This window comes from Ramlibacter algicola (assembly GCF_016641735.1).
Taxonomy (GTDB): domain Bacteria; phylum Pseudomonadota; class Gammaproteobacteria; order Burkholderiales; family Burkholderiaceae_C; genus Ramlibacter; species Ramlibacter algicola.
In genome coordinates this window covers 3,819,603-3,833,395 of the sequence record NZ_JAEDAO010000001.1, presented here as the reverse complement: position 1 = coordinate 3,833,395, position 13,793 = coordinate 3,819,603, and the positions used below count along the sequence as shown (strand labels likewise).

Sequence of the window (13,793 nt, the reverse complement as noted above, 5' to 3'; positions counted from 1 at the left end):
CATGACGACGCCGGATTCCGCTTCCGCCATCGCCGACATCCAGCGCTGGCTCAAGCGTGCGGTGATCGGCCTCAACCTGTGCCCGTTCGCCAAGGCCGTGCAGGCCAAGGGGCAGGTGCATTTCGCGTCGTGCGACGACGATTCGTTCGCGGGCGTGCTCGATGCCCTCGGCCGTGAAGCCGGCGCCCTGCTGGGGATGGACTCCGCCGAGCGCGACACGACGCTGCTGGTGCTGCCACGCGGCTTCGACGACTTCCTGCTGTTCAACGACCTGGTGCGCGAAGGCGATCGCCTGCTGTCCAGGCGCGGGCTCGACGGTGTGCTGCAACTCGCGAGCTTCCATCCGCGCTTCCACTTCGCGGACGCGGCCGAGGACGATCCGGGCAACAACAGCAATCGCGCGCCGCATCCCACGCTGCACCTGCTGCGCGAAGCGAGCATCGACCGCGCGGTGGAAGCGTTCCCGGATGCCGAGGCGATCTTCGGGGCCAACATCGGCAAGCTGCGCGCGCTCGGCGCCGAAGGGTGGGCGGCGCTCGACGTGGGAGCCTCGCCATGAGCGTTGCCACGGACCTCGATTTGCGTCCGGGCCAGTCCGTCGAGCTGCTCAAGGAACTGCACATCCTGACGCGCGAAGGCAAGCTGAACCAGGACTCGCGCCGCAAGCTCAAGCAGGTCTACCACCTGCACCGTTTCATCGAGGAACTGCTGGGCGACCTGCCCAGGCACGAAGGCGGCCCCCTCGTCGCCGACCACGGCGCCGGCAAGTCCTATCTCGGCTTCATCCTCTATGACCTCACGTTGCGAGGGCAGGGCAGCGGACAGGTGTGGGGCATCGAGACGCGGCCGGAACTCGTCGCGCGATCACAGGACCTCGCGCGCCGGCTGGGCTTCGAGCGCATGCACTTCCTCAACATCGCCGCGGCCGACGCGGCGCATCGGGAGGACCTTCCCGCGCAGTTCGACCTGGTCACCGCCCTGCATGCGTGCGACACCGCGACGGACGACGCGATCGCGTTCGGGCTGCAGAAGGACGCGCAGGCAATGGCGCTGGTGCCGTGCTGCCAGGCCGAAGTCGCGGCCAACCTGCGCCAGCACAAGGCACTGGCGCTGTCACGCACGCCGCTGGCGGAACTGTGGCGCCATCCATTGCACACGCGCGAGGTCGGCAGCCAGCTGACGAACGTGTTGCGCTGCCTGTACCTGGAGGCGCGCGGCTACCAGGTCACGGTGACCGAGCTGGTGGGCTGGGAGCACTCGATGAAGAACGAGCTGATCCTGGCGCGGCGCACCGGGCAGCGCAAACGCAGCGCGGCCGAGCGGCTGCGTGCGCTGCTGGGGGAATTCGGGTTGCAGGCGCTGGAGCCCGTGCGGTTCCCCGGGCTGCCGGCCTGATCAGCGCCGGGGCGGGCCGTGCCGGCCGGCCAGGATCGCGCCCACGATCCCGGCGCCGATCAGCACCGCGGCGCCGATGGCGATGTACTCCTGCGGGACGCCGACCACGACGGCAGCCCACACCACCCCGGCCATGAAGACCAGGAACGCGATCATGACGGCCGTGAACGACATCGGCAGGCACTCCTAGCCGGTCATTGTGGGTACCCACTCTGGCGGGAGCTGTCAGCGGGAGCGGCGTGCCCCCGTCGGCCAACGACTGATAATGGGGGTCAGATTCCAATTCTGCAGCGCACCCATGGCTCGCCTCGCCCGACTGACCGTCCCCGGCTACCCGCACCACATCATCCAGCGGGGGAACAACCGCCAGCCGATCTTCGCGGACGACGACGACCGTCGCCTGTTGCTGAAGCTGGTCGAGCAGAACGCAAAGGAGCAGGGCGTTGCCGTCCATGCCTACGTGCTCATGGACAACCACGTGCACCTGCTCGCCACCCCCGAGACGGGCACGGGCGTGCCACGACTGCTGCAAGCGATCGGCCGCCGCTACGTGCGGCACTTCAACGATCGGCATGGACGCACCGGCACGCTGTTCGAAGGCCGGTACAAGTCGACGCTGGTCCAGGCGGACCGTTACCTGCTGGCCTGCATGGTCTACATGGACCTGAACCCGGTGCGCGCGGGCATCGTTGCCAGCGCGGCGGACTGGCCCTGGTCGAGCCATCGGCACTATGTCGGGACACTCCCGGATCGCCTGGTGACGCCTCATCCGCTGTACTGGGCCTTGGGCAACACCCCGTTCGCGCGCGAGCAGGCGTATGCGGACCTGGTGGCCGCGGGCATCGCCAAGGACACCCGCGACCTGCTCACGGACGCGACGTTCCGCGGCTGGGCGGCTGGCGACGCGCAGTTCCTCGCGCACTTGGGCGAGCACGCGCCGCGGCGGCCGAGCCCCAAGAGTGCAGGGCGACCTCGCAAGCTAGTTTGATCTGTCCCCAATTCATACGCGGCGCGTAGACGCCGGGGCCGAAATTGGAATCTGACCCCGAATATTCCGCTTGGCGGTCGTGCTGCGCTGCACTACGATCGCGGACCCGCCATCAGTATTTCCCCGGAGCGCCCATGACCACGGCTGCCGAGATTTCCTTTTTGCAAGAGCAGGGCCTGTATTCGGCGCAGAACGAGCACGACGCCTGCGGCGTCGGTTTCGTCGCCCACATCAAGGGCGAGAAGTCCCACGCCATCGTCGCGCAGGGGCTGAAGATCCTCCAGAACCTCGACCACCGTGGCGCTGTCGGTGCCGACAAGCTCATGGGCGACGGCGCCGGGCTGCTGTTGCAGCTGCCGGATTCGCTCTACCGCGAGGAGATGGCCAAGCAGGGCGTCGAGCTGCCGCCGCCCGGCGAGTACGGCGTCGGCATGATCTTCCTGCCGAAGGAACACGCGTCACGGCTCGCCTGCGAGCAGGAGCTGGAGCGCGCGATCAAGGTCGAGGGCCAGGTGCTCCTCGGCTGGCGCGACGTGCCGGTCGATCGCGAGATGCCGATGTCGCCCGCCGTGCGCCAGAAGGAGCCGGTGATCCGCCAGGTCTTCATCGGCCGCGGCACCGACGTCATCGTGCAGGACGCGCTCGAGCGCAAGCTGTACGTCATCCGCAAGACGGCCAGCGCCGCCATCCAGAACCTGCGCCTGAAGCACTCGAAGGAGTACTACGTCCCCTCGATGTCCAGCCGCACCGTGGTCTACAAGGGCCTGCTGCTGGCGGACCAGGTCGGCGAGTACTACCTGGACCTGAAGGACCCGCGCTGCGTCTCCGCGCTGGCGCTCGTGCACCAGCGCTTCTCGACCAACACCTTCCCCGAGTGGCCGCTGGCGCACCCGTACCGCTACGTCGCGCACAACGGCGAGATCAACACGGTCAAGGGCAACTACAACTGGATGCGCGCCCGCGAGGGCGTGATGTCCTCGCCGGTGCTCGGCGGCGACCTGAACAAGCTGTATCCCATCAGCTTCCCCAGCCAGTCCGACACGGCGACGTTCGACAACTGCCTCGAACTGCTCACGATGGCGGGCTACCCGCTCGCACAGGCCGTGATGATGATGATCCCCGAGCCGTGGGAGCAGCACACGACGATGGACGAGCGCCGCAAGGCGTTCTACGAGTACCACGCGGCGATGCTGGAGCCGTGGGACGGCCCGGCGTCGATCGTGTTCACGGACGGCCGCCAGATCGGCGCCACGCTGGACCGCAATGGCCTGCGTCCCTCGCGTTACTGCGTCACGGACGACGACCTCGTGATCATGGCTTCGGAATCCGGCGTGCTGCCGGTGCCGGAGAACAGGATCGTGCGCAAATGGCGCCTGCAGCCCGGCAAGATGTTCCTGATCGACCTCGAGCAGGGCCGCATGATCGACGACGAGGAACTGAAGGCCCAGCTGGCCAACAGCCGCCCGTACAAGCAGTGGATCGAGAACCTGCGCATCAAGCTGGACCACCTGTCCGACAACGCGGGTGACGCGCCCGAGAGCTCGGTGCCGCTGCTGGACCGCCAGCAGGCGTTCGGCTACACGCAGGAAGACCTCAAGTTCCTGATGTCGCCGATGGCGGTGGCGGGCGAAGAGGGTATCGGCTCGATGGGCAACGACACGCCGCTGGCGGTGCTGTCGAGCAAGAACAAGCCGCTGTACAACTATTTCAAGCAGCTGTTCGCGCAGGTGACCAACCCGCCGATCGACCCGATCCGCGAGGCGATCGTGATGTCGCTGGTGTCCTTCATCGGCCCGAAGCCGAACCTGCTGGACATCAACCAGGTCAACCCGCCGCTGCGGCTGGAGGTGAGCCAGCCGGTGCTGGACTTCGCCGACATCGCCAAGCTGCGCGCGGCGGACAAGATCACGCAGGGCAAGTTCCGCAGCTACGAACTGGACATCACCTACCCGCTCGCGTGGGGCAAGGAGGGCGTCGAGGCGAAGCTCGCGTCGCTCAACGCCGAAGCGGTCGACGCGCTGAAGTCCGGCAAGAACATCCTGATCATCAGCGACCGTGGCGTCGGCCCGCAGCGCGTTGCCATCCCGGCCGTGCTCGCGCTGTCGTCGATCCATCAGCACCTGGTGCGCGAGGGCCTGCGCACCACCGCGGGCCTGGTCGTCGAGACTGGCTCCGCGCGCGAAGTGCACCACTTCGCCGTGCTCGCCGGCTATGGGGCCGAGGCCGTGCACCCGTACCTGGCGATGGAAACGCTGGTGGCGATCCACAAGGACCTGCCGGGCGACCTGTCGGCCGAGAAGGCCATCTACAACTACGTCAAGGCGATCGGCAAGGGCCTGTCCAAGATCATGTCCAAGATGGGCGTGTCGACGTACATGTCCTACTGCGGCGCCCAGCTGTTCGAGGCCATCGGCCTGAACGGCGACACGGTGGAGAAGTACTTCACCGGCACCGCCAGCCGCGTCGAGGGCATCGGCGTGTTCGAGATCGCCGAGGAAGCGATCCGCATGCACAAGGCCGCCTTCGGCAACGACCCGGTGCTGTCGACCATGCTCGACGCGGGCGGCGAATACGCGTGGCGCACCCGTGGCGAAGAGCACATGTGGACGCCCGACGCCATCGCCAAGCTGCAGCACGCCGCGCGCGCCAACAACTGGAGCACGTACAAGGAGTACGCCCAGCTGGTCAACGACCAGGGCCGCCGCCACATGACGCTGCGCGGCCTGTTCGAGTTCAAGGTCGACCCGGGCAAGGCGATCCCCGTTGACGAGGTCGAGCCCGCCAAGGAGATCGTCAAGCGCTTTGCCACCGGCGCGATGTCGCTCGGCTCCATCTCCACCGAGGCGCACGCGACGCTCGCCGTCGCCATGAACCGCATCGGCGGCAAGAGCAACACCGGCGAAGGCGGCGAGGACCCTGCGCGCTACCGCCAGGAACTCAAGGGCATCCCGATCAAGCAGGGCCAGACCATGGCCCAGATCATCGGCAAGGACGTGGTCGAGGTCGACATCCCGCTGGCCGACAACGACTCGCTGCGTTCGCGCATCAAGCAGGTCGCGTCGGGCCGCTTCGGTGTGACGGCCGAATACCTGGCGTCCGCCGACCAGATCCAGATCAAGATGGCGCAGGGCGCCAAGCCCGGCGAGGGCGGCCAGCTGCCGGGCGGCAAGGTGTCGCCGTACATCGGCAAGCTCCGCTACTCGGTACCCGGCGTGGGCCTGATCTCGCCGCCGCCGCACCACGACATCTACTCGATCGAGGATCTCGCGCAGCTGATCCACGACCTGAAGAACGTCGCCACGCACGCGTCCATCAGCGTGAAGCTGGTGTCCGAAGTCGGCGTGGGCACCATCGCGGCCGGCGTCGCCAAGTGCAAGGCCGACCACGTCGTGATCGCCGGCCACGACGGCGGCACCGGGGCTTCGCCCTGGTCGTCGATCAAGCACGCGGGTTCGCCGTGGGAGATCGGCCTGGCCGAGACCCAGCAGACCCTGGTGCTGAACCGCCTGCGCGGCCGCATCCGGGTGCAGGCCGACGGCCAGATGAAGACCGGCCGCGACGTCGCCATCGGCGCGCTGCTGGGCGCGGATGAATTCGGCTTCGCCACCGCGCCACTGGTGGTCGAGGGCTGCATCATGATGCGCAAGTGCCACCTGAACACCTGCCCGGTGGGCGTGGCCACGCAGGACCCGGTGCTGCGCGCCAAGTTCGCCGGCAAGCCCGAGCACGTCGTCAACTACTTCTTCTTCGTCGCCGAGGAAGTGCGCCAGATCATGGCGCAGCTGGGCATCCGCAAGTTCGACGACCTGGTCGGCCGCACCGACCTGCTCGACGTGCGCAAGGGCGTCGAGCACTGGAAGGCGCGCGGGCTGGACTTCAGCCGCCTGTTCGCGCAACCCAACGTGCCCGCCGAGGTCGCGCGCTTCCACGTCGAGGCGCAGGACCACGGCCTGCACAAGAGCCTGGACAACGTCCTGATCGAGCGCAGCAAGCCCGCCATCGAGCGCGGCGAGAAGGTGCAGTTCATGGAGGTGGCGCGCAACGTCAACCGCTCCGTCGGCGCGATGCTGTCGGGCGCGCTCACCAAGGTGCATCCCGAAGGCCTGCCCGACGACACCATCCGCATCCAGCTCGAAGGCACGGGCGGCCAGTCGTTCGGCGCGTTCCTGGCCAAGGGCATCACGCTGTACCTGATCGGCGATGCCAACGACTACACGGGCAAGGGCCTGTCGGGCGGCCGCATCGTCGTGCGCCCGAGCATCGACTTCCGCGGCGAGGCCACGAAGAACATCATCATCGGCAACACCGCGCTGTACGGCGCCACCACCGGCGAGGCGTTCTTCGCCGGCGTCGCGGGCGAACGCTTCGCGGTGCGCCTGTCGGGCGCGACCACCGTCGTCGAAGGCACCGGCGACCACGGCTGCGAGTACATGACCGGCGGCACGGTCGTCGTGCTCGGCAGGACCGGCCGCAACTTCGCGGCCGGCATGTCCGGCGGCGTTGCCTACGTCTACGACGAGGACGGCGAGTTCGCCAGCCGCTGCAACACCGCGATGGTCACGCTCGAGCGCGTGCTGCCGGCGACGGAGCAGAAGGCCACCGCCGCTGCCACGAAGCTGCATGCGGGCCAGGCCGACGAGGCGCTGCTCAAGAAGCTGCTGGAGGACCACAACCGCTGGACCGGCAGCCGCCGCGCGCGCGAGATCCTGGACCACTGGAAGGACACGCGCGGCAAGTTCGTGAAGGTGTTCCCGAACGAATACAAGCGGGCCCTGGCCGAGATGCACGAGCGGCAGGTCGAGGAGGCCAGCGCGGGCAACGACGCCCACGCGGCGATGGTGCGCGAGCCGGTGGCGGCCAAGTAAGCGCGGGACGAGGACACGAACATGGGAAAGATCACCGGCTTCATGGAGTACGAGCGCCTGGAGGAGGGCTACAAGCCGCCGAAGGAGCGCCTGAAGGACTACCGCGAGTTCGTCATCGGGCTGGACGACTCGCAGTCGAAGGTGCAGGCCGCCCGCTGCATGGACTGCGGCACGCCGTTCTGCAACAGCGGCTGCCCCGTCAACAACGTCATCCCCGACTTCAACGACCTGGTGTTCCAGCAGGACTGGCAGAACGCCTGGATGGTGCTGGACTCGACCAACAACTTCCCGGAGTTCACCGGCCGCATCTGCCCGGCGCCGTGCGAAGCGGCCTGCACGCTGAACTACAACGCCGACCCGGTGGGCATCAAGTCCATCGAGCACGCGATCGCCGATCGCGCGTGGCAGAACGGCTGGGTGCAGCCGCGCGTGCCGCGCATCAAGACCGGCAAGAAGGTCGCGGTGGTCGGCTCCGGCCCCGCGGGCATGGCGGCCGCGCAGCAACTGGCACGCGTCGGCCACGAAGTCACGCTGTTCGAGAAGAACGACCGCCTCGGCGGCCTGCTGCGCTACGGCATTCCCGACTTCAAGATGGAGAAGTCGCACATCGACCGCCGCATCGACCAGATGAAGGCGGAGGGCGTGACGGTGCGCACCGGCGTGATGATCGGCAGCCTGCCCAAGGGCTCCAAGGTCACCAACCTGGCCAAGGAGACGATCGAGCCGAAGCAGTTGCTGTCCGATTTCGACGCGGTGGTCCTGGCCGGTGGGGCGGAGCAGTCGCGCGACCTGCCGGTGCCCGGGCGTGACCTGGACGGCGTGCACTTCGCGATGGAGTTCCTGCCGCAGCAGAACCGCGTCGTCGCAGGCGACAAGGTCAAGGGCCAGATCCGCGCCGACGGCAAGCACGTCATCGTCATCGGCGGCGGCGACACCGGCAGCGACTGCGTGGGCACCAGCAACCGCCATGGCGCCGCGAGCGTCGTGCAGTTCGAACTGATGCCGCAGCCGCCCGAAGAGGAGAACAAGGAGCTCACCTGGCCCTACTGGCCGTACAAGCTGCGTACCAGTTCCTCGCACGAGGAAGGCTGCGACCGCGAGTTCGCCATCGCCACCAAGGAATTCATCGGCGAGAAGGGCAAGGTCACTGGGGTCAAGACGGTCCGGGTCGAGTGGAAGGACGGCAAGATGGTCGAGGTGCCTGGCAGCGAGCAGACGCTGCGTGCCGACCTCGTCCTGCTGGCCATGGGCTTCACCAGCCCGGTGGCGTCGATCCTCGAGGGCTTCGGCGTCGACAAGGACACGCGCGGCAACGCCAAGGCGAGCACCGAGTTCATCGGCGGCTACGCGACCAGCGTGCCCAAGGTGTTCGCCGCCGGCGACATCCGCCGCGGCCAGTCCCTCGTGGTGTGGGCGATCCGCGAGGGTCGCCAGGCCGCACGCGCGGTCGACGAATTCCTCATGGGGTTCTCGGACCTTCCGCGCTGAAAAAACGACAACCGGCCGCCTCCCGTCCGGGGAGGGCGGCCGGATGTCCGGGCCGCGGCGCCACCTAGGGGCAACCCTTATCATTGCTGGTTCCGCCACTGCCGGCCTGCCGCGCGCAGGCTCTTCCGACCGCATGCCCGACCCCGACGGCCCACTCGTCGATTGCCGCAACCTGAGCTTCGGCTACGGGGAGCGCCGCATCCTCGATGGCGTGAGCTTCACCGTGCCGCGCGGCAAGGTCACCGCGCTGATGGGGGCGTCCGGCGGCGGCAAGACCACCGTCCTGCGCCTGATCGGCGGCCAGGTCCGCGCGCAGTCGGGCGAACTGCTGTTCGACGGCCAGGACATCGCGACGCTCGATGCGAAGGGCCTCTACGCGATGCGCCGGCGCATGGGCATGCTGTTCCAGTTCGGCGCGCTCTTCACCGACATGTCCGTGTTCGACAACGTGGCGTTCCCGCTGCGCGAACACACGCGGCTGCCCGAGCCGCTGGTGCGCGACATCGTCCTGATGAAGCTCAATGCGGTCGGTTTGCGCGGCGCGCGCGACCTGATGCCCAGCGAGGTGTCGGGCGGCATGGCGCGCCGCATCGCGCTCGCGCGGGCGATCGCGCTCGATCCGGAACTGGTGATGTACGACGAGCCGTTCGCCGGCCTCGACCCGATCTCGCTCGGCACCGCCGCGCAGTTGATCCGGCAGCTGAACGACACGCTGGGCATCACCAGCATCGTGGTCTCGCACGACCTGGAAGAGACGTTCCGGATCGCGGACAAGGTGATCATCCTTGCGAACGGCGGCATCGCGGCGCAGGGAACGCCGGCCGAGGTGCGTGCGTCGACCGACCCGCTGGTGTCGCAATTCGTGAACGCCCGGCCCGACGGCCCGGTGCATTTCCACTATCCGGGGCCGTCCGTGGACCAGGACTTCGGCGGGGGGCTGGGGCGATGAGCTGGTACAAGCCGGCCGACATCGGCTACGCGACGCGCAGGTACCTGGCCGAGCTGGGGCATGGCGCGCGCCTGTTCACGCGGCTCGTGTCCCTGTTCGGCGCGGCCATGGGTCGCTTCGGGCTGGTCCGCGACCAGATCCATTTCCTGGGCAACTACTCGCTGGCGATCATCGCCGTGTCGGGGTTGTTCGTCGGTTTCGTGCTCGGGCTGCAGGGCTACTACATCCTGCAACGCTATGGATCGTCCGAGGCGCTCGGCCTCATGGTGGCCCTGTCGCTGGTGCGCGAGCTCGGGCCGGTCGTCACGGCCTTGCTGTTCGCCGGGCGCGCCGGCACGTCGCTGACCGCGGAGATCGGCCTGATGAAGGCCGGCGAGCAACTCTCGGCGATGGAGATGATGGCCGTCGACCCGGTTCGCCGCATCCTGGCGCCGCGCTTCTGGGCCGGCGTGATCACCTTGCCCCTGCTGTCCGCGGTCTTCAACGCGGTGGGCATCATCGGCGGCTGGGTGGTCGGCGTGCTGATGATCGGCGTCGACCCGGGCTCGTTCTGGAGCCAGATGCAGGGAGGCGTCGACGTCTGGGCGGACGTCGGCAACGGCGTGCTCAAGAGCTTCGTGTTCGGCATCGCGGTGACGTTCATCGCGCTGCTCGAGGGCTTCGAGGCCAAGCCGACGCCCGAAGGTGTCTCGCGGGCCACCACCCGCACCGTCGTGGTGGGTTCGCTCACCGTGCTCGCACTCGATTTCGTGCTGACCGCGATGATGTTCAGCATCTGAGGGAAAAAATGGAAAGAAGCAAGAACGATGTCTGGGTCGGCCTGTTCGTCCTGCTTGGTGCGGCGGCCATCGTCTTCCTGGCGCTGCAGGCGGCCAACCTTCTGACCCTGAGCTTCCAGCAGACCTACCGCGTCGTCGCCAAGTTCGACAACATCGGGGGGCTCAAGCCCAAGGCCGCGGTCAAGAGCTCCGGCGTGGTCGTCGGCCGCGTCGAGTCGATCGGCTTCGACGACAAGAGCTACCAGGCGCGCGTGACGCTGGCGATGGAGAACCGCTTCCAGTTCCCCAGGGACAGCTCGCTGAAGATCCTCACCAGCGGCCTGCTGGGCGAGCAGTACATCGGCATCGAGGCCGGCTCCGACGAGAAGAACCTGGCCGCGGGCGACACGATCAGCAGCACCCAGTCGGCCGTCGTGCTGGAAAACCTGATCGGCCAGTTCCTGTACAACAAGGCTGCCGACGGCGGGAGCAGCAGCAACGCGCCCGCGCCGGCCCCGAAGAAATGAAACCCCGCACTGCGCCCCGCCTGCCGACGACCCAGCGCGCCGTGGTCGCGCTGGCGTCGCTCGCGCTGCTCGCGGGGTGCGCCAGCGGCCCGCACGCGAACCCGAACGACCCGCTCGAGCCGTTCAACCGCGAGGTGAGCAACTTCAACGAGAACGTCGACGCCGTCGTCCTCAAGCCGACCGCCACGTTCTACCGCGAGAAGGTGCCGCCGCTGCTGCGCACCGGCGTGTCCAACTTCTTCGGCAACCTGGGCGACGGCTGGTCGGCCGTCAACAGCCTGCTGCAGCTGAAGATCCACGACGCCGCCGAGAACTGGATCCGTTTCGCCACCAACTCCGTGTTCGGCCTGGGCGGCGTGCTCGACATCGCCAGCGAAGCCAACATCGACCGCCACAAGGAAGACTTCGGCCAGACGCTGGGCCGCTGGGGTGTCCCCGCAGGTCCCTACGTCGTGCTGCCGCTGCTGGGCCCGTCGACGCTGCGCGACACGCTGGCCCTGCCCGTGGACTGGCGGGGCGATCCGCTCTACCACCTGGACCCGGAAGCGACGCGCGACTCGCTGTACGTCCTGCGCGTGGTCGACGTGCGCTCGAACCTGCTGCGCGCCGGCGACGTGCTCGAAGGCGCGGCGCTGGACAAGTACAGCTTCACGCGCGACGCCTACCTGCAGAAGCGGCGGGCCGACATCTTCAGCGGCACCCGCCGCGCCGAGGACGAGGACGAGGCCGCGCGCAAGAGGGCGACGGAACGGGACGATCCGAACGACGGGCAGATTCCGGCCGACCCGGACCAATAGCGCAGCCGCTAAAGTTGCAATCCGTTGCGCGCCAGGTCGCGCTGCCGGAACCCGGCGGTGCACCGGCGTTCCAACATGGATCGCGGGCACTGCGCCCGCAACCGAAAGGGAACTGATGAATCGACGCATGCTCGGCCGCCTCGCGGCCGCCACCCTGGCCCTCGCCGCTGTCGGCGTGGGGTTGCCGTCCGCCGCCTGGGCCGCCGACGAGGCACCCGACGCACTGGTCAAGCGCCTGTCCGAGGAGACGCTGGGCGCGATCAAGTCGGACAAGTCCATCAAGCAGGGCGACGTCGAGAAGATCATGCAGCTGGTCGATTCGAAAATCATGCCCAACGTGAACTTCCAGCGCATGACGGCCGCGGCCGTCGGCCCGGGCTGGCGCCAGGCCACGCCGGAGCAGAAGAAGCGCCTGCAGGACGAGTTCAAGACGCTGCTGGTGCGCACGTACGCGGGCGCGCTGTCGCAGGTCGACGACCAGACCATCACCGTCAAGCCGCTGCGCGCGTCGCCGGAGGACAAGGAAGTCGTCGTGCGCACCGAGATCCGCGGCCGCGGCGACCCGATCCAGCTGGATTACCGCCTGGAGAAGACGCCGGGCGAGGGCGCCGGCTGGAAGATCTACAACCTGAACGTGCTCGGCGTGTGGCTGGTCGATACCTACCGCAGCCAGTTCGCGCAGGAGATCAATGCCAAGGGCATCGACGGCCTGATCGCCGCCCTCACGCAGCGCAACAAGACCAACGCCGCCGGCGGCAAGAAGGGCTGACGCGGTGCTCGTCCTGCCGGCGCAGCTGACCCACGACGAGGCGCCCGCCTGCGCGCGCATGCTCGCGCAGGCGCTGCGCACGCAGGGCCAGTCGCATGCGGTCGCCGACGCCTCGGCACTGCAGCAGTTCGATTCGTCGGCGCTCGCGGTGCTGCTGGACTGCCGCCGCGAAGCGCTCGCGCAGGGCAAATCCTTCGCGGTCGCCAACATGCCGAAGCGGCTGCGCGAACTCGCGACGGTGTACGGCGTCGCCGACCTGCTGGTCCCCGCGGCCGCCTAGCCCCGCCACGGCGCGGGGCAAGGGCCGCCACCTACAATGGCGGGCTCCCATGCCCGCGATTTCCTTCCAGTCGGTCAGCAAGTCTTTCAAGTCCGGGCGCGGCTCCGTCAAGGCCCTGGACGGCGTCACCTTCGATATCGAGGAAGGCGAGTTCTTCGGGCTGCTCGGCCCCAACGGCGCCGGCAAGACCACCCTCATCAGCATCCTCGCCGGCCTGGCGCGCGCCAGCGACGGCAACGTGTCCGTGCTCGGCCATGACGTGCAGGCGCAATATGCGCAGGCGCGCCGCCACCTCGGCGTGGTGCCGCAGGAGCTGGTCTTCGATCCCTTCTTCACCGTGCGCGAGGCGCTGCGCATCCAGTCCGGCTACTTTGGCGTGCGCGGCAACGACGCCTGGATCACGGAGCTGCTCGAGAGCCTGGGGCTCGCGGACAAGGCCAACGCCAACATGCGCCAGCTGTCGGGCGGCATGAAGCGGCGCGTGCTGGTCGCGCAGGCGCTCGTGCACAAGCCGCCGGTGATCGTGCTCGACGAGCCCACGGCCGGCGTCGACGTCGAGCTGCGGCAGACCCTGTGGCAATTCATCGCGCGCCTGAACCGGCAGGGCCACACGGTGCTGCTGACCACGCACTACCTCGAGGAAGCCGAGGCGCTGTGCAACCGCATCGCGATGCTCAAGCAAGGCCGCGTCGTCGCGCTCGAGCGCACCAGCGACCTGCTGAAGGCGGCCTCGAGCAACGTGCTGCGCTTCAAGATCGACCGCGAGCTGCCGCCGCAGTTCGCCGACAAGGCGCGCGTCACCGGCCGCATCGTCCAACTGCCTGCGCACGACGCGCACGAGATCGAAACCTACCTGGCCACCATCCGCCAGGCGGGCCTGCGTGTCGAGGACGTCGAGATCCGCAAGCCGGACCTCGAGGACGTGTTCCTCGACGTGATGTCGGCCAAGCACCAGCAACGGGTGGCCGCATGACGCC

13 protein-coding genes are annotated in these 13,793 nt (G+C 68.3%); 12 read left to right on the top strand and 1 reads right to left on the bottom strand.

Going from position 1 to position 13,793, the window contains the following annotated elements:
- Position 1 precedes the first annotated feature (1 nt).
- Positions 2-559 carry a DUF1415 domain-containing protein gene (locus I8E28_RS18810; RefSeq protein WP_200789739.1) on the top strand — a complete coding sequence of 186 codons (558 nt, stop codon included), beginning with the start codon at positions 2-4 and terminating at the stop codon, positions 557-559.
- The gene (locus I8E28_RS18805; protein WP_200789738.1) at positions 556-1,395 is read left to right on the top strand and encodes a class I SAM-dependent methyltransferase; all 840 of its coding nucleotides are present in this window, start codon (positions 556-558) and stop codon (positions 1,393-1,395) included. Before I8E28_RS18810 ends, I8E28_RS18805 begins: the two co-directional genes overlap by 4 nt.
- Here the strand turns inward: I8E28_RS18805 and I8E28_RS18800 are convergent, their stop codons facing one another.
- Complete coding sequence (locus I8E28_RS18800; RefSeq protein ID WP_200789737.1) at positions 1,396-1,569, bottom strand: hypothetical protein; 174 nt, start codon at positions 1,567-1,569, stop codon at positions 1,396-1,398.
- Positions 1,570-1,693: 124 nt separating this feature from the next.
- Between I8E28_RS18800 and I8E28_RS18795 the strand changes: the two genes are divergently transcribed.
- The 10 genes from I8E28_RS18795 to I8E28_RS18750 all read left to right on the top strand — a co-directional run bounded on the left by I8E28_RS18795 (position 1,694) and on the right by I8E28_RS18750 (position 13,789).
- Positions 1,694-2,383: an REP-associated tyrosine transposase gene (locus I8E28_RS18795; protein ID WP_200789736.1), complete on the top strand. Its 690-nt coding sequence runs from the start codon at positions 1,694-1,696 to the stop codon at positions 2,381-2,383.
- A 134-nt stretch (positions 2,384-2,517) separates the two neighbouring features.
- Positions 2,518-7,248, top strand: coding sequence for a glutamate synthase-related protein (locus I8E28_RS18790; protein WP_200789735.1), 4,731 nt, complete (start codon positions 2,518-2,520; stop codon positions 7,246-7,248).
- Between the two features lie 21 nt (positions 7,249-7,269).
- A complete protein-coding gene (locus I8E28_RS18785; protein WP_200789734.1) occupies positions 7,270-8,736 on the top strand; it encodes a glutamate synthase subunit beta in 1,467 nt (488 codons plus the stop codon).
- 133 nt (positions 8,737-8,869) lie between these two features.
- On the top strand, positions 8,870-9,685 hold the full coding sequence (locus tag I8E28_RS18780; RefSeq protein ID WP_200789733.1) for an ABC transporter ATP-binding protein: 816 nt from the start codon (positions 8,870-8,872) through the stop codon (positions 9,683-9,685).
- A complete protein-coding gene (mlaE, locus tag I8E28_RS18775) occupies positions 9,682-10,464 on the top strand; it encodes a lipid asymmetry maintenance ABC transporter permease subunit MlaE (RefSeq protein ID WP_200789732.1) in 783 nt (260 codons plus the stop codon). The genes I8E28_RS18780 and mlaE overlap by 4 nt, the downstream gene beginning before the upstream one ends.
- An 8-nt stretch (positions 10,465-10,472) precedes the next feature.
- Positions 10,473-10,970, top strand: coding sequence for an outer membrane lipid asymmetry maintenance protein MlaD (mlaD, locus tag I8E28_RS18770; RefSeq protein WP_200789731.1), 498 nt, complete (start codon positions 10,473-10,475; stop codon positions 10,968-10,970).
- Complete coding sequence (locus I8E28_RS18765) at positions 10,967-11,767, top strand: MlaA family lipoprotein (protein WP_200789730.1); 801 nt, start codon at positions 10,967-10,969, stop codon at positions 11,765-11,767. Before mlaD ends, I8E28_RS18765 begins: the two co-directional genes overlap by 4 nt.
- Positions 11,768-11,882: 115 nt before the next feature.
- Complete coding sequence (locus I8E28_RS18760) at positions 11,883-12,536, top strand: MlaC/ttg2D family ABC transporter substrate-binding protein (protein ID WP_200789729.1); 654 nt, start codon at positions 11,883-11,885, stop codon at positions 12,534-12,536.
- Between the two features lie 4 nt (positions 12,537-12,540).
- Positions 12,541-12,816, top strand: a complete 276-nt coding sequence (locus tag I8E28_RS18755; protein ID WP_200789728.1) for an STAS domain-containing protein — start codon at positions 12,541-12,543, stop codon at positions 12,814-12,816.
- 49 nt (positions 12,817-12,865) lie between these two features.
- Positions 12,866-13,789 (top strand): ABC transporter ATP-binding protein, encoded by a 924-nt coding sequence (locus I8E28_RS18750; protein ID WP_200789727.1) that lies wholly within the window; start codon positions 12,866-12,868, stop codon positions 13,787-13,789.
- Positions 13,790-13,793: the final 4 nt, after the last annotated feature.